The 17,890-nt window shown below is 70.6% G+C and carries 10 protein-coding genes; 4 read left to right on the top strand and 6 right to left on the bottom strand.

All coding sequences use genetic code 11. The features are described from left to right. Positions 1–47: 47 nt before the first annotated feature. Positions 48–788 (bottom strand): alpha/beta hydrolase-fold protein, encoded by a 741-nt coding sequence (locus tag O0S08_RS45285; protein WP_269035747.1) that lies wholly within the window; start codon positions 786–788, stop codon positions 48–50. Between the two features lie 130 nt (positions 789–918). Then, on the bottom strand, positions 919–2,019 hold the full coding sequence (locus tag O0S08_RS45280) for a hypothetical protein (RefSeq protein WP_269035746.1): 1,101 nt from the start codon (positions 2,017–2,019) through the stop codon (positions 919–921). A gap of 305 nt (positions 2,020–2,324) precedes the next feature. Here O0S08_RS45280 and O0S08_RS45275 point away from each other — a divergent pair, with 305 nt between their 5' ends. Continuing rightward, positions 2,325–3,833, top strand: coding sequence for an FAD-dependent oxidoreductase (locus O0S08_RS45275; protein WP_269035745.1), 1,509 nt, complete (start codon positions 2,325–2,327; stop codon positions 3,831–3,833). A gap of 1 nt (position 3,834) precedes the next feature. Here the strand turns inward: O0S08_RS45275 and O0S08_RS45270 are convergent, their stop codons facing one another. Together O0S08_RS45270 and O0S08_RS45265 are read right to left on the bottom strand one after the other, a co-directional pair. Continuing rightward, the gene (locus O0S08_RS45270; RefSeq protein WP_269035744.1) at positions 3,835–4,620 is read right to left on the bottom strand and encodes a hypothetical protein; all 786 of its coding nucleotides are present in this window, start codon (positions 4,618–4,620) and stop codon (positions 3,835–3,837) included. 321 nt (positions 4,621–4,941) lie between these two features. Next, entirely contained in the window at positions 4,942–7,251 is a 2,310-nt protein-coding gene (locus O0S08_RS45265; RefSeq protein WP_269035742.1) for a DUF4215 domain-containing protein, read from the bottom strand. A 577-nt stretch (positions 7,252–7,828) separates the two neighbouring features. On the opposite strand from O0S08_RS45265, the gene O0S08_RS45260 reads away from it, so the two are divergent. Continuing rightward, the gene (locus O0S08_RS45260; protein ID WP_269035741.1) at positions 7,829–10,249 is read left to right on the top strand and encodes an FG-GAP-like repeat-containing protein; all 2,421 of its coding nucleotides are present in this window, start codon (positions 7,829–7,831) and stop codon (positions 10,247–10,249) included. 103 nt (positions 10,250–10,352) lie between these two features. Here O0S08_RS45260 and O0S08_RS45255 read toward each other — a convergent pair whose 3' ends face one another. Together O0S08_RS45255 and O0S08_RS45250 are read right to left on the bottom strand one after the other, a co-directional pair. Continuing rightward, a complete protein-coding gene (locus O0S08_RS45255) occupies positions 10,353–11,156 on the bottom strand; it encodes a hypothetical protein (protein ID WP_269035740.1) in 804 nt (267 codons plus the stop codon). Positions 11,157–11,268: 112 nt separating this feature from the next. Continuing rightward, complete coding sequence (locus tag O0S08_RS45250; RefSeq protein ID WP_269035738.1) at positions 11,269–13,446, bottom strand: hypothetical protein; 2,178 nt, start codon at positions 13,444–13,446, stop codon at positions 11,269–11,271. Between the two features lie 352 nt (positions 13,447–13,798). Here O0S08_RS45250 and O0S08_RS45245 point away from each other — a divergent pair, with 352 nt between their 5' ends. Continuing rightward, complete coding sequence (locus tag O0S08_RS45245) at positions 13,799–14,527, top strand: hypothetical protein (protein WP_269035736.1); 729 nt, start codon at positions 13,799–13,801, stop codon at positions 14,525–14,527. A gap of 333 nt (positions 14,528–14,860) precedes the next feature. Beyond that, the gene (locus O0S08_RS45240) at positions 14,861–17,833 is read left to right on the top strand and encodes a DNA topoisomerase family protein (protein WP_269035735.1); all 2,973 of its coding nucleotides are present in this window, start codon (positions 14,861–14,863) and stop codon (positions 17,831–17,833) included. Positions 17,834–17,890 lie beyond the last annotated feature (57 nt).

The following is a 17,890-nucleotide window of genomic DNA, read 5'->3' as shown; positions in this document are numbered from 1 at the left end:
CAGGTGTGGAAGGACAGGGCCGAAGAGACAGGGCCGAATGGACAGGTTCAGCCGAGCAGGCGCGGCAGGTGGGCGACGACCTGGCGCTGCCACCAGTCCCATTCGTGCCGCGACTCGCGGCCCCAGATGTCGGTGCGGCTGGGGATGGCCTTCTCCTGCAGCAGCTGGCCGAGGGCGATCGTCTCCTCGATGCAGCCCTCCTCGTAGGCGCCCTGGCCGCACACGAGGGTGAGGTGGGTGTTGCGGCGCAGGCGGTCGAGCGCGGCGCCGTGCAGGCCGGGGACGAACGCCAGCGGGTTGTTGAAGTAGAGGTCCTGGTCGGCGTGCTTGCCGGTCAGCTCGGTGGTGAGGTACCGGCCGCTCATGCACAGCACCTGGCGGAAGGTCTCGGGGTACTTGAGGGCGAACAGGGCGGCGTAGGTGCCCCCGAGGCTGCAGCCGACGGCGGTCATCGGCGCGCCCTCCCAGCGGCAGTCCTCGCGGATGAACGGCACGAGGGTGTCGAGGATGAAGCCCTCGTAGGCGCGGTGCCGCTGCATGCGCGCGGCGATCGAGCTCTCCTTGTCGGTCCACACCTGGGAGACGTTGCTCTCCGGGCAGTAGAACTTGACCTTGCCGGCGCGGACCAGCGGGCCCAGAGCCTCGAACATGCCCTGGCGGTCCCACTCGTGGGCGAAGCCGGCGGCGGAGGGAAAGACGATGACGGGCGGGCCGTAATGGCCGTAACACCACAGGTGGACCTTGCGCCCCATGGCGGGGCTCTCGAGCATCAAGTGACGGGCGTGCATGCGTGCGTCCCCCATGATGCCGGCGCTCGTCCGCGGCGCGCAAGGGTCGGCCGCGGTGGGGGCCGGAAGGCGGATTCGGGGGGCTCTCGGGCCGATCGCCGCGGGCGGGGCCGGGCGGCCGCGGCCTCGCCTAGCCTTCGGGACAGGTCTCGGCGAGGGTGCTGCGCGTGACCGCCGGGTCGCCGGCGGCGAGGACGAAGACGCCGGGGAAGCCCTCGGTCTCGAAGCCGTCGCTGGGGTTTTCGCACAGCAGCGAGTCGGTCAGCTCGAGGCTGCCGCTGCGGTCGTTGCTGACGAAGAAGATCGCGCCGCCGCCCTCGTTGGCGTGGTTGTCGCGCACGACTGTGCCGCACAGCGAGAGGGTGAAGGTGTTGCCGTCGTTGTAGATCGCGCCGCCGCTGCCGCCGCCGGGGGTGCCGCTCTCGGCCGGGTTGGCGCCGTCACCGATGGCGCGGTTGTGCGAGAAGTGGCTGTTGAGGACGGTGTAGGAGACGCCGATGCTCGACAGGCCGCCGCCGTTCGAGCACACGTTGCCGAGCTCGGGCGCGCCGCCGAAGGTGCTGTTCACGATGAAGACCGGGCGATCCTCGTGCTGGTCGAACACCCGGATCGCGCCGCCGCCGACGTCGGGCCCGACGTCGGCGCAGACGTTGTTGAAGAAGCGGGTGTTGACGGCGCGGAAGCGGCCGCCGCGGACGAAGATCGCGCCGCCGCCGTCGTCCTCGCTCCTGGCGTTGCCATCGACGAAGGTGAGGTTCTGGACGACCAGCCGCGGGTGGTCCTGGTCGTCGCAGTGATCGGTGGTCCAGCGCTGGGCCTCGTCGCAGGTGTTCTGGTAGAGGATCCGCCGCGCCCCGCCCCCGGACAGGGTGACCTTGCCGCCGCCGTCGATGACGATCTCGGGGCCGGTGTCGTTGAAGATCTTGGCGGTGCGATCGAGGGTGATGACGACCGGCTCGGGGCCGCAGTCGAAGGTGATGACGCCGCCCCGCTCGACGGCGGCGATGAAGGCGTCGCTCGTGCAGCTGGCGGCGGTGCCGTCGCCGACGACGCGGTCGGGGCTGCTGGTGTCGACGGGCCTGGCCTCGTCCGGGATGGCGCAGGCGCCGTCCGGGTTGCCCGCGGGCGGGCCGTCCTCCGGGTCGGTGAGCGGGTTGTCGACGGGACCGCCGTCGTCGCCGCCGCCGCAGGAGAGGAGGAGCAGCAGGGCCGGGACGAGACTGCGTGGCATGAGCCGTCATCGTAACGCGGTCGGCGCGGAGCGCGGGCGCGTATCAGCGCGCGGGGAGGCGATCGGCGGCAATGAGGCGTGACCTGGGGCGTGGGCGCACGGCGCCACGGGGGTCGGCGATTGTCGAGAAGCGGACGCACGGAAATAGCAATGATAGGAGGGCGGGCGAATGGACGCGGGTCATTGCGCGGCGGCGGGCGCTGCACGTGGCAGGATTCGCCCGCGAGGTGTCAGGCGCGCGGCGTGAGGCGAGGCACGGGGTGACGCGGCGATCCAGCAGCCGACAGGAGGCACTACAAGAGGCGATGAAGATCGCAATTATCGGCGGCGGTATCTCCGGGATCGCGGCGGCGCGTATGCTGCAACGATTCAATCATGAGGTCGTGGTGTTCGAGCGCGGGCCGCGGCCGGGCGGCGTGTGGGCGGTGGCGTACCCGGAGGTCCGCCTGCAGAACGTGGCCGAGCACTATCGATTGGCCGAGTTCCCGTGGCCGTTCACGCCGGACCTTCACCCGACGCGCGAGCAATTGCTGCGCTACATGGAGGCCGCGATCGCGCGCTTCGCCATCGACGTGCGGACCGAGCACGAGGTGCTCGCCAGCGAGGCGGTCGAGGGCGGCTGGACGCTCGAGCTGCGGGCGCCCGCGGGCACCCGGCGCGAGCGGTTCGACTTCGTGGTGGTCGCCAGCGGGCAGTACACGGGGGCGCCGCAGGGATTGGAGCTGGCCGACAGGGCATGTTTTACGGGACAGGTGATCTCCGACCGCGAGGTCCGCGACCTGGAGGTGCTGGCGAACAAGCGAGTGGCGGTGATCGGGTTCGGCAAGAGCGCGGTCGACATGGCGAGCTTCGCGGCCGCCCGCGGCTCGCAGGTGGCCCACGTGTTCCGCGAGCCGCGCTGGCTGATCCCCCGCCACATCCTCGGGGTGCACGGGTCGAAGATCCTGTTCATGCGCGCGAGCACGGTGATGATCCCGGCGTGGGTCCACCCGAGCGCGCCCGAGCGGCTGTTGCACGCGCACCTGGGGCCGCTGGTGCGCATGTTCTGGGCGATGGTCGGAGGGCTCATCCGCGCCCAGACCGGGCTGCACGGGCTGTGGCGCGACCCCGAGGTGCGCCGGCGGATGACGACGCTGATCCCGACGACGCCGGTGCCGTTCGAGATGCGCTCGGCGGTGGCGATGGCGCCCGACAAGTACTTCGCGCAGGTGATCCGCGGGCAGATCGAGCCGCACCGGGGGGAGGCGGCCGGGTTCACGCCGGAGGGGCTGCGACTCGCCGACGGGCGCGAGCTGAAGTGCGATCTGGTGGTGGTGTCGACCGGCTCGCGGGCGCCGCAATTCCCGTTCTTGCCGAAGAAGTACCGCGATTTGCTCGAGGCGGAGCCGGACGGGGTGCAATTGTACAGGCACGTGATTCACCCGCAGGTGCCGCGCATGGCGTTCGCAGGGCACAACCACGGGTTCCTCCACGTGCCGGGGGTGGAGGTGGCGATGCTGTGGCTGGGGGCGCACCTGCGCGGGGACCTCGAGCTGCCGCCGGGGCCGCAGATCGAGCGACAAATGGCGGCAGTGCAGCGGTGGAAGCGCGAGAACATCCTGTTCGAGCCGTCGCGTGCGGGTGGCGTCAATACGCGCTTTCATCAGTACCTCGACGTGCTGCTGGCGGACGTGGGGGTCTCGCCGTATCGCAAGCGCGGCGCGCTGGCCGAATTGACGGCGCCCTACACCGCGGCCGACTACGCGGGGATCTTCGACGAGTACGAGCGCTCGCGCGGGTCCGCGCCGCGCCGGCCGCTGCCGCTGGCGACGTGACTCAGGGCCGGCGCACGTGCTGCCAGTGCAGCGCGGTGGCGAGGAGCCAGGCGCAGGCGAATGTCCACAGCAGGCCCTGCTCGAGGAGGATCGAGCCGGCCCGCGGCATGACCGTCTCGGCGGCCGCGGCGGCGACGAACGAGAGCGCCCGGGCGATCCCGGCGACCCCCGCGGCGCCCCAGATCCACGCCCACGTGCCCCCCAGCTGCAGCGCGGCGCCGGCCAGGACGACACAATAGCCGCCGACGACGCCGCCGACGCTGGCCGCCAGCAGGCGAAAGGTGATGATGCCGGCGTCGGCGGGCGCCGGGTCGACCTGGGCCTGCAATGCGTAGACCGCGAGCGGCACCGGGACGACGAGGAGGAAGATCAGGAGGTCGCGCGGCCGCGGACGAATGCCGAGACCGCTGCGCCGCAGACCGCGGAGGCTGCGGACGACGCCGAGTAGTAAAGCGAGGTCGGCGGCGATGTAGAGATAGCGCAGACCGTAGAAGAAGGCGTCGGCGAGGAGCGGGCGCTTCAGGATGACCGAAGGGACAGCCGACAGGTACATCAGGCCGAGCCGCAGCTCGGCGGCGACGCGCAGGCCGAGGCCGACGCAGATCGCAGTGCTCGCGCGGCGGGTGGGCTCGTCGCAGGGGAGGGCGCGCCGACCGGCCACCGCGGTGACGAGCGCGAGCACCTCGACGACGACCGTGGCGATGAAGAGGGCCAGGCGGACGTGGGCGGGCTCGACGTCGCGGAGGAAGTCGACCGCGGCCAGCACCGCCGCGGCGAGCCAGATCACGAGGATCGGGGCACGAACCGCGGCGAGGCGAGGCGAGAGCACTGGCCCGAGGGTGCGCCCGGGTGCGCAGCCCGGTCAAGTTGTGGGCAGGCGCGCGAGGTCGCGCGAGCGGTCGCAGGGAATGTCATCACCGGACGACCGGGGCGGACGTCCGATTGCGGAGACCCGGACATGGAGCATTGAGGACACCCGACCGCGCGGACGAGCGCGGGCGACTCCGTCGACCGTGCGCGATCGAGGAGGGGAAAGTCGCGATGGTGGCCTCGCGCGGCGCGGGCTGCCGCGGCGCGAGGCCGAGGTGAATGCGCGGAGTGCGGACGATCAGCAGTCGTTGGTCGAGCAGATCACCCAACCCGGATACGCGACCGAGGCGAGGGCGTCGTTCCAGCCGCCCTCGATGCCGCAGCCGTCGTTCCACTTGTAGATGCGATAATTGACGCTGTTGTCGCCGTTGGGCTCGTGCGACGCGGGCGGGGCCAGGCAGGAGACGTTGCCCTGGGCGTTGTCGGTCATCCAGAAGGTGCACGGCTGGCCCTTGCACCGGCCGGTCCAGTTGGTGATGTACTGGGCGCCGTCCATCTTGGGGTACACGTTGTAGAGGTTGGGCACGACGCCGCCGTTCCAGCCGACGATCGCGGTGGCGTGGGCCTTGGTGCGCGGGACGATGACCTCCATGCCGACGGCCGAGCACTTGGTGGTGTAGGCGTCCTGGTGGCCGCCGAGCGCGGGGTCGTCGAAGCGGACCATGGTGTAGCCGCAGGCGCCGGCGTCCATGTCGCAGTGGACGACGAGCGGCTGGATCGCGCCGCCGGCGTCGGGGTCGATGGTGTAATCGCCGTCGCCGAGCGCGGGGTTGGCCTGCTTGAGCTCCTTGCAGCTCTTGGTCAATGTGCAGACATTGTCGACGCAGGCCTGTTGCGCGCAGTCGCTGCTGCTCTGGCACGAGCCGCCGAGGCCGCACTTGGTGCAGGCACCGCCGCAATCGACGTCGGTCTCGCCGCCGTTCTTGATGCCGTCGTTGCAGGTCGGCACCTTGCAGGCGTTGGTGCACTCGTCGTTGTTGATCGCGTCGCCGTCGTCGCACTGCTCGACGCCCTGGTAGACGACACCGTCGCCGCAGCCGGCCGACTTGCAGGTGTTGAGGCAGGCGTCGCCGTTGGAGAGGTTGCCGTCGTCGCACTGCTCGCCCTTGCCGGGCTGGACGAAGGTGTCGCCGCAGATCGGGTTCTTGCAGGCGAGGGTGCAGGCGCCGGTGTTGCTGTTGCTCGCGCCGGCGTCGCACTCCTCGCCGGGCTGCTTGAAGCCGTCGCCGCAGGTGGCGAGCTTGCAGACGTTGGTGCAGGCGTCGTCGTTGCTCTGGTTGCCGTCGTCGCAGGCCTCGCTCGGGCTCTTGTCGCCGTCGCCGCAGACGTTGAGCTTGCACGTGGCGTTGCACGCCTTGCCGGGGCCGTTGTTGCCGGGGCCGTCGTCGCACTGCTCGACGTTGGCCTGGATCAGGCCGTCGCCGCAGACCGCGAGCTCGCAGGCGACGGTGCAGGCGCCGCTGTCGCTGTTGCTGCCGCCGAGGTCGCACTGCTCGCCCTCGTTGGGCTGGTGGATGCCGTCGCCGCAGGCCGGGAGCTCGCAGCTGTCGGTGCAGCCGTCGTCGTCGTCGCCGTTCTGCGCGTCGTCGCAGTCCTCGCCGGGGTCGAGGGTGCCGTTGCCGCACTCCTCGAGCTTGCAGGTGGCGGAGCAACCGTCGCCGGGGTCGAGGTTGCCGTCGTCGCAGGCCTCGCCGGGGCCCTGGTCGCCGTCGCCGCAGGTGTTGAACTGGCACTGGTTGTTGCAAGCCTTGCCGGGGCCGTTGTCGACGCCGTCGTCGCACTCCTCGAGGCCGTCGCCGGTGTTGTAGAGGGCCCCGTCGCCGCAGACGTTGAGCTTGCAGGCGGTGGTGCAGGCGGCGTTGTCGGCGTTGTCGTTGCCGTCGTCGCACTCCTCGCCGACGCTCTCCTGGACGTGACCGTCGCTGCAGGTGGCGTCGGTGCAGGTGTCGGTGCAGTCGTCGGTGTTGTCGTCGTTGCCGTCGTCACACTGCTCGGTCGGGGCGACGATGCCGTCGCCGCAGCTGGCCAGAGCGCAGGCATTGGTGCAGTCGTCGGCGTCGTCGTCGTTGCCGTCGTCGCAGCCCTCGCCCGGACCGACGGCCCCGTCGCCGCACACGTTGTTGCTGCAGTCGGCCTTGCAGCTGTTGGTGTCCATGTTGTCGGCGCCGTCGTCACACTCCTCGCCGGGGCCCTGGTCGCCGTCGCCGCAGGTGTTGGCCTGACACTGCATGTTGCACGGCTTGCCCGCGCCGTTGTCGGGGCCGTCGTCGCAGGCCTCGCCCGGATCGACGTGGCCGTCGCCGCAGGCGGGGTCCGGATCGCCGGTCGTGGTGGTGTCGTCGGTGGGCTCGCCGGTCGTGGTCGACGGGTCGGCGGTGGCGCTGCCGCTCACGCCGTCGGTGGTGGTCGGTGTACCGGTGGTGGTCGGACCGGGGCCGGTCGAGGTCGGCGCGCCGGTGCTGGTCTGCGCGTCGGTGCCAGTCGACCCGTCGGTCGCACCGCCGGTGGCCGTCGGGTCGGTCTGACCGCAAGCGGACAGGATCAACATGGTCGAAAGGACAGCTGCATAATTACCGAATCGGATGATCGATCGCTTCATGACTCCTCCACGCCCCGCGCCAGTCCGCTAACCGTGTACTGTCGCCAAGAGACCTCTCCTGGATATCAGACTGGGGTCTGCGGACACCAGAATTGCCCCGCGGAGGCCTCGGAGTCGAGTCACGCGGCGCGCTGGCGCGCGTGGTGGCGGCTCACGGGCCGGGGCGCGCGCATCCTCTGCGCGGGTCGTCCGCGGCAGGAGCCGCGAGCGCGGACGGGGGGATGCTCTGCCAGCGGCGGCTCGCGGTATGCGAAGGACCTGTCTCTTCGGTCATGTCGTAGGTTCGACTTCGCGGACTGGGCGGCCGCGAGCTCGCGACGCTCGCTGTCCGGATGTACCTGTCCTCCGGGACATGATGGTCGAGTCGCTGGCTCGCGTCGCGAGGAGGCGCGCCGTCGTCGCGTGGTTGCGACGCGCGTGACGTGGAGTTCGTCGATCGTTATCGAGCCGCGCACGCGACGCGGTGCAAGCGGCCGCACGCGAGGTCGGCTTGCTCGGCTCGCGCGGGCGTCTGTACCCTGCGCGCATGAAAAAGAGCTGGCGAGGGCTCGGCTGGGCCGCGGCGATGTGCGGCGCGCTGAGTGGTTGCGGGGACGACGGGCGGATGGACAGCGCGGGGCTGACGATGACGGGCAGCCCGACGACGACGGGGGCGAGCGCGCCGACCGGGACGGACACGGCGGGGACGACGACGCCGACGACGACGATGACGAGCGAGGGGAGCGCGAGCGAGTCGGCGAGCGAGGCGACCACCGCGGAGTCGACCTCGACCGGCGAGCCGACGACGAGCAGCACCGGGGCGACGACCGGCGGGGTGTGCCCGGCCGACTGCGAGGCCAAGGGGGGCGTGTGCATCGGCGAGGAGTGCTGCCCGGACGAGGATCACGCGTGTGGCGACGTGTGCTGCCCGCAGGGCGACATCTGCTCGTTCAACACCTGCGTGACGCCGGGCGACTCGTGCATCGACGCCAGCGAGTGCGCCGCCGACGAGTACTGCGAGTACAGCCTCGGCGAGCCGGCGATGATGGGCGGCGACATGATGTGCATGGGCGGGGTCGTGCCGGCCACGGGCAAGTGCCTGCCGTCGCCGCCGAAGTGCATGGAGGGCGAGGACCCGGGCGACCCGCCGACGTGCCTGGCGACCTGCGAGTACATCCCGGGCGCCGGCCAGTTCTCGCCGTCGGTCAAGTACCACTGGGACGCCGGCACGGTGATGATGACGCCGATCGTCGTGCAGCTCGACGACGACAACTGCGACATGATCGTCGACGAGCGCGACATCCCGGAGATCGCGTTCACCACCTTCATCGACGGCGTGTACCAGGAGAACGGGACGATCCGCGTGATCTCGATCGTCGGCGGGCAGATCGTCGAGAAGTGGACCTACAACGCCGGTGCGACCGACCCGATCGCGCCCGGGCGCGAGCTCGCCGGCGGCGACATCGACGGCCTGCCCGGCAACGAGCTGGTGGCCTGCTCGACGAGCAACAAGACGCGGGCGTTCACCGGTGACGGCCAGCCGCTGTGGACGTCGACGTACGCCGGCGGCTGTGCGTTCGTGTCGATCGCCGACCTCGATCAGGACGGCAAGCCGGAGATCGTGGTGCCGGGCGCGGTGCTCGACGGGGCGACCGGGGCGACCGAGGTGATGCTCGGCGTCGGCGGCTTCAACTTCCCGGCCGACCTCGACGGCGACGGCCAGCTCGACATCGTCTACTCGCGCGGGGCCTTCAATTCGGCCGGCGGGGTGCTGGCGACGACCGGGCTCGAGGGCAACTATCCCGCGATCGCCGACCTCGACCTCGACGGCAAGCCGGAGGTCGCGGCGATCTCCAACGCCAACAGCATGACCGTGCCGCACCACCTGATCGTGTGGCGCCACGATCCGCAGGCGCCGAACGGGGCGCAGATCCTCCGCGCCGGCATCGACATCAACGGGCCGCTGTCGCCCAATCTGTGCCCGATGGGCTCGGCCGGCAACCTCCGCGGCGGCGGGCCGCCGACCATCGCCGACTTCAACGGCGACGGCACGCCCGACGTCGCGGTCGCGGGCGGGGTCGGCTACGCGGTGTTCGACGGCAAGAAGTTGATGGACCCGAACGTCGCCGACATCGACACTTTCATGTGGATCAAGCAGACGCAGGACTGCTCGTCGGCGGCGACCGGCTCGTCGGTGTTCGACTTCGACGGCGACGGCAGCGCGGAGGTGGTCTACTCCGACGAGATCCGCCTGCGGGTGTACCGCGGGACCGACGGCGAGGTGCTGTGGAGCACGTGCAACACGACGGGCACGCTGGTCGAGTACCCGGTGATCGCCGACGTCGACAGCGACGGCCACGCGGACATCGTCGCGGTGTCGAACAACTACTCGAGCATCAACTGCGACGGGACCAAGCAGACGGGCGTGCGGATCTTCGGCGACAGCGAGGGCCAGTGGGTGCGCACGCGGCGGGTGTGGAACCAGCACTCGTACCACGTCACCAACACCGAGGAGGGCGGGAAGATCCCCGCGATCGAGCCGACCAACTGGCTCACCCCCGGCCTCAACAACTTCCGCCAGAACGTCCAGCCCGAGGGCGAGTTCGCGGCGCCCGATCTCATCGTCGACCTGCGGCTGTCGTGCGAGCCCGACCCGTACGGGCTGGTCGGCCGCGTGCGCAACATCGGCGAGGCGTCGGTGCCCGCCGGGGTGCCGGTGCACTTCTTCGACGGCGACCCGATGAACGGCGGCGCGCTGCTCGGGTCGGGCGCGACGACCAAGGTGCTCTACCCGGCCGAGGCCGAGGACGTGACGCTGCTGCTGCCCAACGCGCCGCCGGGGGTGCTCGACGGGTCGTCGGTGGTGTGGGTGGTGGTCGACGACGCGATGCCGATGCACGCGTGGCACGAGTGCCGGGTCGACAACAACTCGGACAGCGGATCGGGCCAGTGCCCGCTGCCGGGCTGACGTGAAGGAGGCGAGCGCCGCGCTCGCGGGGCTCGCCTCCACATGTCCGGACGGACAGGCTGTCTTTCGGGCCAGGCGGCGATCGCCTGCCCCGAGGGACAGGTCACTTGACGGTGTAGCAGGTGCCGCGGCCCATGCCGTGGCGCTTGAGGCGGCCGTGCTTGACCAGCTGGCCGATGTGGAAGCGCAGCTTGCGGCGGCCCATGCCGGTCTGCTCCTCGAGGTCCTGCATGGTCGCCTCCTTGAGGCGGCGGACGATGGGGATCAGCAGCTTCGCGGCCTGGTCGAGGTTCATCGCGTCGCTGTCGTCCTGCATCGCCGCGACGTACATGGCGGCCTTCTTGGCGGCCTTCTTGCTCAGCTTCTTGCCGCCGGCGGCGCCCTTCTTGGCCGGCGCGGCGGGGATGTTCGGCAGCGCGGTCTGGGTCGGGACTTTGCCGCCCTTGGCCGCCTTGCCGGCCTTGGCGGCCTTCTTGGCGCTGGCCTTGGATTTGGCCTTCTTGCTGGCCTTGGCGACGGGGGGAGGCGGCGCGACGTCCTCTTCGGTCTCGCTGAGGTCGTCGTCGTCCTCGGGCTCCTCCTCCTCGTCCTCCGCGAGCAGCTCGTCCTCGTCCTCGTCCTCGCGCGCTTCCTCTTCTTCATCCTCGACCTCGCCGGCGTCGGCGACCGCGGGAGGCGCTGCGGGGGCCGCGACCTCGCCGCCGAGGAGGGCCTCGGCGAATTCGCCGAGTGACAGCTCGCCCATCGCGTCGCCCCAACCGAGCTCTTGCGCGGCATCGACGATGTCGCCGAGCGTCGTCGTCGGGCTCAGTTCGCGGGCGATGGTCTCGAGCACGGCCTTGCGTTGCTCGACGACGAGGTGACGACGGTAGCTGTCTTCGAAGCCGGTCGAGAGGTTGCGCTGCACGGCGCGGAATCTTGCGCCCGGGCCGGCGCCTCAGCAAGCGCGAACAGTTGACCGGCGCGCCGCGCGAAGCTTGCAGGGCGCGAGGCGTTCGAGGTGGGTGCGCTAACCCACATCAGCCGGGGCTGAGTACGTTGCTCTCGGCAGGCGCAGCGGACTCGGCAGGTCCGGTCGGCGTCTCGGCGACCGGGCCATCGGCGGGCGCAGGCGTGTCGCTCGGCTTGGGAATGTAGCCCTCGATCGGCTTCTGCCGCGTGCCCTTGATCCGGCCCTCGGTGACGTCGACGGCGATCGGCTGCACGAGCTTGTAACGGTAACCGCGGGTCTTGAGGGCGATCTTGAAGGTCTGGTCCTCGTGGACGAACTCGCGGGAAAACCCCAGCTTGATCTGGCCGTCGCGGACGAACTGGCGGTGGCCGAGGATGAACGAGAACAGCCGCACCGCCGACATGTTGTAGAGGCGGTGACAGCCGTGCGAGTAGCGGCGCAGGATCGACATGTAATCGACGCTGCCGTGGGTCCGGATCGAGTTGTCGAAGTCGGCCTTGAGGGTGCCGTCGGGGTTCTTGATCTCTTTGATGTGGTAGGCCGCGACGAGGCCGTACGCCGAGGTGTAGCTGGGCCCGAACTCGGCGTTGTTGACGACCGTGCGGACCCGGCCGTCCTTCCACTTGCGGCGCACCAGCTCGCGCGGCGGCGTCGTCGCCGGCGGGATCCACACCGGCGCCGCCACGATCTCCTTCCACACGCGCGGACCCACGTCGGAGTCCTTGTACTTGTAGTGCTCGCTGCCGTTGTACATCTCGCTGCGCCACGAGCCGATCGTGGTCCGCCAGTGGAGCAGCGGGATCTTCTGGCCCTCGTAGACGGTGTAGACGGTGATGTGCGGGTAGCGCTCGCGCGGCTGGGACAGGCGCTTGCCGGCGCTGTCGAACGGGAAGTCGTACCAGACGTCGCCGCGGTCGATGACGACCTCGAAGGTCATGTCCTCGAGGTAGTAGTCGGGCCGCGGCGGCAGCTTGACCGCGACCAGCAGGTCCTCGAAGTTGCCGCCGCCGAGCTCGCTGAGCTTGTCGAGCTGGCGCCGCGCGCTCTCGGGCGTGCCGAGGTCGAGGGCGGTGATGGTGGCGTCGACCGACTCGCGGACCAGGTCGCGCAGCGGCTGCTCCTCGCCGTGGCGGTCCTTCCAGCGGAACTTCGGCTTCCAGCGCGCGGCGCTGCCGTCCTCGAGGATCGCCGCGGCCGAGACGACGCGCTCCTCGACGACCCGCAGCATCCGGCGGTGGGCGCTCTCGTCCTGCGTGCGCGCGAGGGCCTCGATGTTGTCGCGCGTGAAGTGGCCCCAGCCCATGATCGCGTGCTTCTTCTCGAACTGCGCCAGGGCGTGGGTGGTGGCCGAGTCGAACTCGCCCTTGGTGTAGGTGCCCTCGCCCTCGGCCGACTGGAACATCTTCTCGCAGCGGAGCCGGCGCTGGGCGTGGTCGATGACGTCGACCTTGTTCTGCAGCGCGCGCCAGTTGTCGTAGGCCCTGCCCAGCTTCGGGTGGCCCTTCGCCTGCTCGAGGTCGCTGGGGTCGAGCTTGGCCTTCTTCATGTCCTTCTCGAGCGAGGCCCGGAGCCGCGCGAGGCGGCGGACGTCGCCCATCTTCTTGTTCTCGTAGGCGATGCCGCCGCCGGTCCACGCGCGCAGGACCTCGGGGTCGAAGCCGGCGGCCTGCAGGCACGGACCGATCTCCCCGTCGACGGCGCGCCACTCGCTGGCCACGACCTGCAGCGTGGGCGGGATGCCGTACAGCTCGAGGAAGTTGCGCTCGTGTTTGTCGAGCGGCTCGCCGTCGGCGTCGACGCGGTTGTTGGCGAGGTCGACGTAGCGCTTGCGGTAGTCGTTGGTCTGGAAGTCTTCGAGGGCGACGGTCTTCTCGCTGAAGATGTACGGGACCCAGCCGTTGCCGAGGTCGATGACCGTGTAGCCGGCGGCCTCGGCCGCGGCGATCTCCTGCCGCTTCGGCTCGGCGCCGGGACCTTCGAACACCCACGCGTGACCGGCGGGCTGTTCGCGCTGGCTGGTCTTGGGGAACACCAGCGCGGCCGGCGGAGCCGCGGGCTCGCTCGGCAGCGGGGCGGCGCCGGCAGCGGCACCGGTCGGGACCTCGGGGGCGGGTGCGGAGGGGAGATCCGCAGGCGGGGTGCTCGAGCAGGCGAGACAGAGGGCGAAAAACGCGCTCCAGCGTGCCGCAAGCGGTCGCGCGCGCACGAGCCGGGGCGAGGCCCCGAGACCCAGCGATACTGGCATGGTGGACCGAGGATAGCCGGGCGCGAGGAAACTGCCAAAAGCCCGGCCAGAACGCGGCCTGGCGGGCTCCCGGGCCATGCGCGCGAAGTCATCGGCACGCGCTCGTCGCAGTGCGGACGGTCGTGAAGAAGTGGACACACGGACGATACGCGCCACTCCTTCCGCACCATCCAAACCGCCGCCGCCGGACGCCCGCACACGGCGAACTCGTAGCGAGCCGCGCACACGGGACGAGCGCGCGACACGGGCGTGCGAACCGGGTGCGAGGCGGCGCGCAGGCGGGCGCGCGCGACGGATGCTTTACAAGCTGTGGCCGGATGTGCCACGTTGACGCTGCCGCAAGGAGACCGCGTTGAACCTCCTCAAGACTGTCCTGACCTACGCCGCCCTGTTTAGCGTGGGCGCCGTGACCTCGGTCGCGTGCTTCGAGCCGGAGCTCGATATCCCGTCGTTCCGCTGCAACCCGGCCCTGGCGACGGCGCAAGGCGACAACGGCTGCCCGGGCGAGGAGACGTGCTGCTCGGACGACCCGGCGGCCGTCGGCGGCAAGCTGCCGAATTACTACATGGACGGGGTCGTCAACGAGAAGTACGGCGCGCCGCTGTTCTCCGACAACAACAACGCGCTGAGCAGCCAGGGCATGTGCGTCAAGACGGGCGACTTCGACAGCCCGCTGGTCAACGGCTGCCCCACGCCGTGCAACCCGACGTGGGACTCGGCGACGATCAACGACATCTGCAAGGGCGCGCAGTGCTGCCAGACGCAGGAGCTCGACCCGGCCCGCGACTGCATCATGGTCGAGGGCAAGTGGCGCGCGGCCAACGGCTCCGACGTCATCGCCGGACGCTCCGGCTGGGGCGGCGAGCACGCGACCAATCAGGACCCGATCGCCGCGGGCTGCAAGACCTTCTCGCAGGGCGACGACAAGAGCCTGCGCGACTGCATCGGGCAGCTCGGCGTCGCCAGCTCGCGCGGCTTCTGTTACGTGCTCGGCTGCCCGTGCATCGAGGACGTGTGCGAGATGAAGAACCCCGACTACGTGGCGCGCTGCACCGGCGCGCCGCCGCCGGCCGGCGTGTGAACACCTCGGGCGCCGCGGCCGCGTCGCGCGCCCGCGCGTAAGCTCGTCAGGGGCGACGAGCAACGAGATCGACGCGACGAGATCGCACGACCGGTTCCGCGCGCCGAGATCTTGCGCCGCCACTCCAGGGGCCCAATGCTCCGGACCCGGACCTGAACTCGCGCTCGGACCGCCAGTCCGCGTTCGTCGTCCTCCGTGGCGTCGAACCCGTGTCCCGCTGGCGCCGCCGTGAGGCTTCTATTAAAGAGGTAGGCTCCGGTGGACCTGGCGGCGCCAGGTCCGGGGCTTTTTTATTGCCCCTCCTTCCTGTATCTCGTCTCACACGTGACCCCCATGGCGCGAGCTTCCTCTGCAGACGGCACCAAGACCGACGCCCCCACCAAGACCCGCAAGGTCGCCAAGGTGAAGGCGAAGGCGAGCGAGGCGGCCACGCCGGCGAAGCCGAAGACCAAACCGAAGGCCGCGGAGGGCGCCGCCAAGAAGGCCGCGCCCGCGAAGAAGACGGCCAAGGCCGCGACGCCCAAGGCGGCGAAGGCGGCGAAGGCGCCCAAGGCGACGAAGGCGCCCAAGGCCAAGGCCCCGCCCGTGGAAGCCCCCGAGGAGGGCGACGAGGTCGAGACCGAGGCCGAGGCCGGCAGCGAGGGCGCGTCGGCGCGCGGCAAGCAGCTGGTCATCGTCGAGAGCCCCGCGAAGGCCAAGACGATCAACAAGTACCTCGGCTCGAACTTCGTCGTGCAGGCGTCGGTCGGCCACATCCGCGACCTGCCGACCAAGTCGGAGAAGGGCGCCAAGCAGCCGGTGCCCGGGGTCGATCTCGAGCACGGCTTCCGCCCGACCTACGTGGTCCTCACCAATAAGAGCAAGACGGTCGCCGACCTCAAGCGGCTGGCCAAGAGCGCGTCGCAGGTGTGGTTCGCAACAGACTTGGACCGCGAGGGGGAGGCGATCGCCTGGCACCTCGCGGAGGAGCTGCGCATCCCGCCGCAGGCGGCCCGCCGCGTGGTCTTCAACGCGATCACGCAGCAGGCAGTGCACCGCGCGTTCGCCAACCCGCGGCCGATCGACGTCAACAAGGTCAACGCCCAGCAGGCGCGCCGCATCCTCGACCGCATCGTCGGCTACCAGGCGTCGCCGTTGCTGTGGAAGAAGGTGGCGCGCGGCCTGTCGGCCGGGCGCGTGCAGTCGGTCGCGGTCAAGCTGATCGTCGAGCGCGAGCGTGAGATCGCGGCCTTCGTGCCCGACGAGCGCTGGGAGGTCACCGTCCGCCTGTGCGTCGACCCGACCCAGTCGGGGCCGCTGTCCGCCGCGTGGGCCACGTTCCTCGCCACCGTCGACGAGAAGGGCAAGGGCCCGACCCTCAAGGCGCAGAACACCTGGATGTCGCAGCACGCGGCGATCGAGTCGGAGCTGGTCGAGCTCGGCGGCGAGAAGTTCGCGCTGACGGCGGCCTCGACGGCCCCGCGCGACCTGTCCGGCGACGTCGCTCGCGCGGTCGAGGCCGTCGGCCTCGGCGACATCAAGATCACCGCGCGCGACAACCCCGAAGGCAAGGGCCCGCAGAAGACGCTGCGCACGATCACCGGCGTGGTCGACCCGGCGGTGCGCTACCGCGTCAAGTCGGTCGAGACCAAGCGGACCAGCTCGCGCCCGTCGGCGCCGTTCATCACCTCGTCGCTGCAGATCGCCGCCGCCAACACGCTCGGCTTCACGACCCAGCGGACGATGCGCGCGGCGCAGCAGCTGTACGAAGGCATCGCCATCCCGGGCGAGGGTCAGGTCGGTCTCATCACGTACATGCGTACCGACGCGACCGCGCTGTCCGCCGAGGCGCTGACGCAGATCCGCGGCTTCATCGGCTCGCGCTACGGCGAGCCCTACCTGCCCGAGAAGCCCAATATCTACACGTCGTCGAACAAGGACGCGCAGGAGGCCCACGAGGCGATCCGGCCGACCGACATCAACCGCCGCCCCGAGGACGTGCGCGAGGCGCTGACCGACGAGCAGTTCAAGCTGTACTCGCTGATCTGGGCCCGCACCGTGGCCTGCCAGATGACGCCGGCGCAGTGGGACGCGACCGCGGTGATGTTCGAGCGCGCCGACAAGCCGACCGGCGCGGTGGTCCGCGCGACCGGCCGGACCCTGGCGTTCGACGGCTTCCTCAAGGTGCTCGGGGTCCAGGCGACCGAGGAGCAGACGCTGCCGACGCTCGGCGAGGGCCAGGCGTTCGGGACGTTCTCGATCGAGCCGCAGCAGAAGTTCCAGAGCCCGCCGCCGCGCTACACCGAGGCGTCGCTGGTCAAGACGCTCGAGGCCGAGGGCATCGGCCGGCCGTCGACCTACGCGTCGATCATCTCGGTCATCCAGGAGCGCAAGTACGTCGAGCAGCTCGACCGCCGCTTCTACGCCACCGACCTCGGCGAGGTCGTGACGGACAAGCTGGTCGAGGCGTTCAGCGACCTGATGGACGTCGGCTACACGCGGGCGATGGAGGCCCAGCTCGACGAGATCGAGGACAAGGGCGCCGACTGGCAGAAGATGCTCGAGCGCTTCTACGGCGGCTTCCGCCGCTCGCTCGACCGCGCCAGCGACACGATGACCCACGCCAAGGCGGAGGCGCAGCCGGCGATCTACAAGTGCCCGAAGTGCGGCGCGCCGACCTGCTACCGGTTCGGCAAGAACGGCCGCTTCCTGTCGTGCACGCGCTACCCCGAGTGCGACTACGCGGCGCCGATCACCCGCGACGGCCGGCCGCTCCTGCCCGAGCGCGTCGACATGGTCTGCCCCGACGACGGCTCCGACATGGAGCTCCGCAACAGCCGCTTCGGCCCGTTCCTCGCCTCGGTCAACTTCCCGCACACCAAGTTCGTCATCAACCTCGACAAGAAGGAGGGCGTCAAGCTGCCGACGCCCCCGGCGCTCGAGGTCGACGTGCCGTGCCCGAAGTGCGGCGCGCCGCTCAACCTGCGCATGGGCAAGCGCGGCCCGTGGCTCGGCTGCTCGAAGTTCCCCAAGTGCCGCGGCCGTCTGGCCTGGACCGCGCTCGACGAGGCCAAGCAGGCGGTGCTCAGCAATCAGCTCGCCACCCACGAGAAGGCCCACCCGCCGATCGTGCTGAAGCGCCGTGACGGCAGCGTGATCGCCGAGGGCACGCCGGTGGCCGACCTGCTGATCCCGGGCGGCCTCGCCGAGCTCGAGATCCACCCCGACGCGCTCGCCGACAAGGCCGCGGGCGACAACAAGCCGGCGACGGCGGTGGTCGCGGCCCCGGCGGCAGCGCCCGAGAAGGCGCCGACGCTGCGCAACTGAAGGGATGCGAGCGTGTGAGGGCCGCCGTGCTGCGAGCGCGGCGGCCTTCTTCGTGCA

It is taken from the genome of Nannocystis punicea (assembly GCF_026965555.1).
In the GTDB taxonomy this organism is placed as follows: Bacteria; Myxococcota_A; Polyangia; order Nannocystales; family Nannocystaceae; genus Nannocystis; species Nannocystis punicea.
This window is presented reverse-complemented; position numbering and strand designations above follow the sequence as displayed.

What these genes read in the sequence shown, in the direction of transcription:
- O0S08_RS45275 (WP_269035745.1), top strand. Translation starts at nt 2,325, where the DNA reads ATGAAGATCGCAATTATCGGCGGCGGTATCTCCGGGATCGCGGCGGCG.
- O0S08_RS45280 (WP_269035746.1), bottom strand. Translation starts at nt 2,019, where the DNA reads ATGCCACGCAGTCTCGTCCCGGCCCTGCTGCTCCTCCTCTCCTGCGGC.
- O0S08_RS45240 (WP_269035735.1), top strand. Translation starts at nt 14,861, where the DNA reads ATGGCGCGAGCTTCCTCTGCAGACGGCACCAAGACCGACGCCCCCACC.
- O0S08_RS45250 (WP_269035738.1), bottom strand. Translation starts at nt 13,446, where the DNA reads ATGCCAGTATCGCTGGGTCTCGGGGCCTCGCCCCGGCTCGTGCGCGCG.
- O0S08_RS45265 (WP_269035742.1), bottom strand. Translation starts at nt 7,251, where the DNA reads ATGTTGATCCTGTCCGCTTGCGGTCAGACCGACCCGACGGCCACCGGC.
- O0S08_RS45260 (WP_269035741.1), top strand. Translation starts at nt 7,829, where the DNA reads ATGAAAAAGAGCTGGCGAGGGCTCGGCTGGGCCGCGGCGATGTGCGGC.
- O0S08_RS45285 (WP_269035747.1), bottom strand. Translation starts at nt 788, where the DNA reads ATGCACGCCCGTCACTTGATGCTCGAGAGCCCCGCCATGGGGCGCAAG.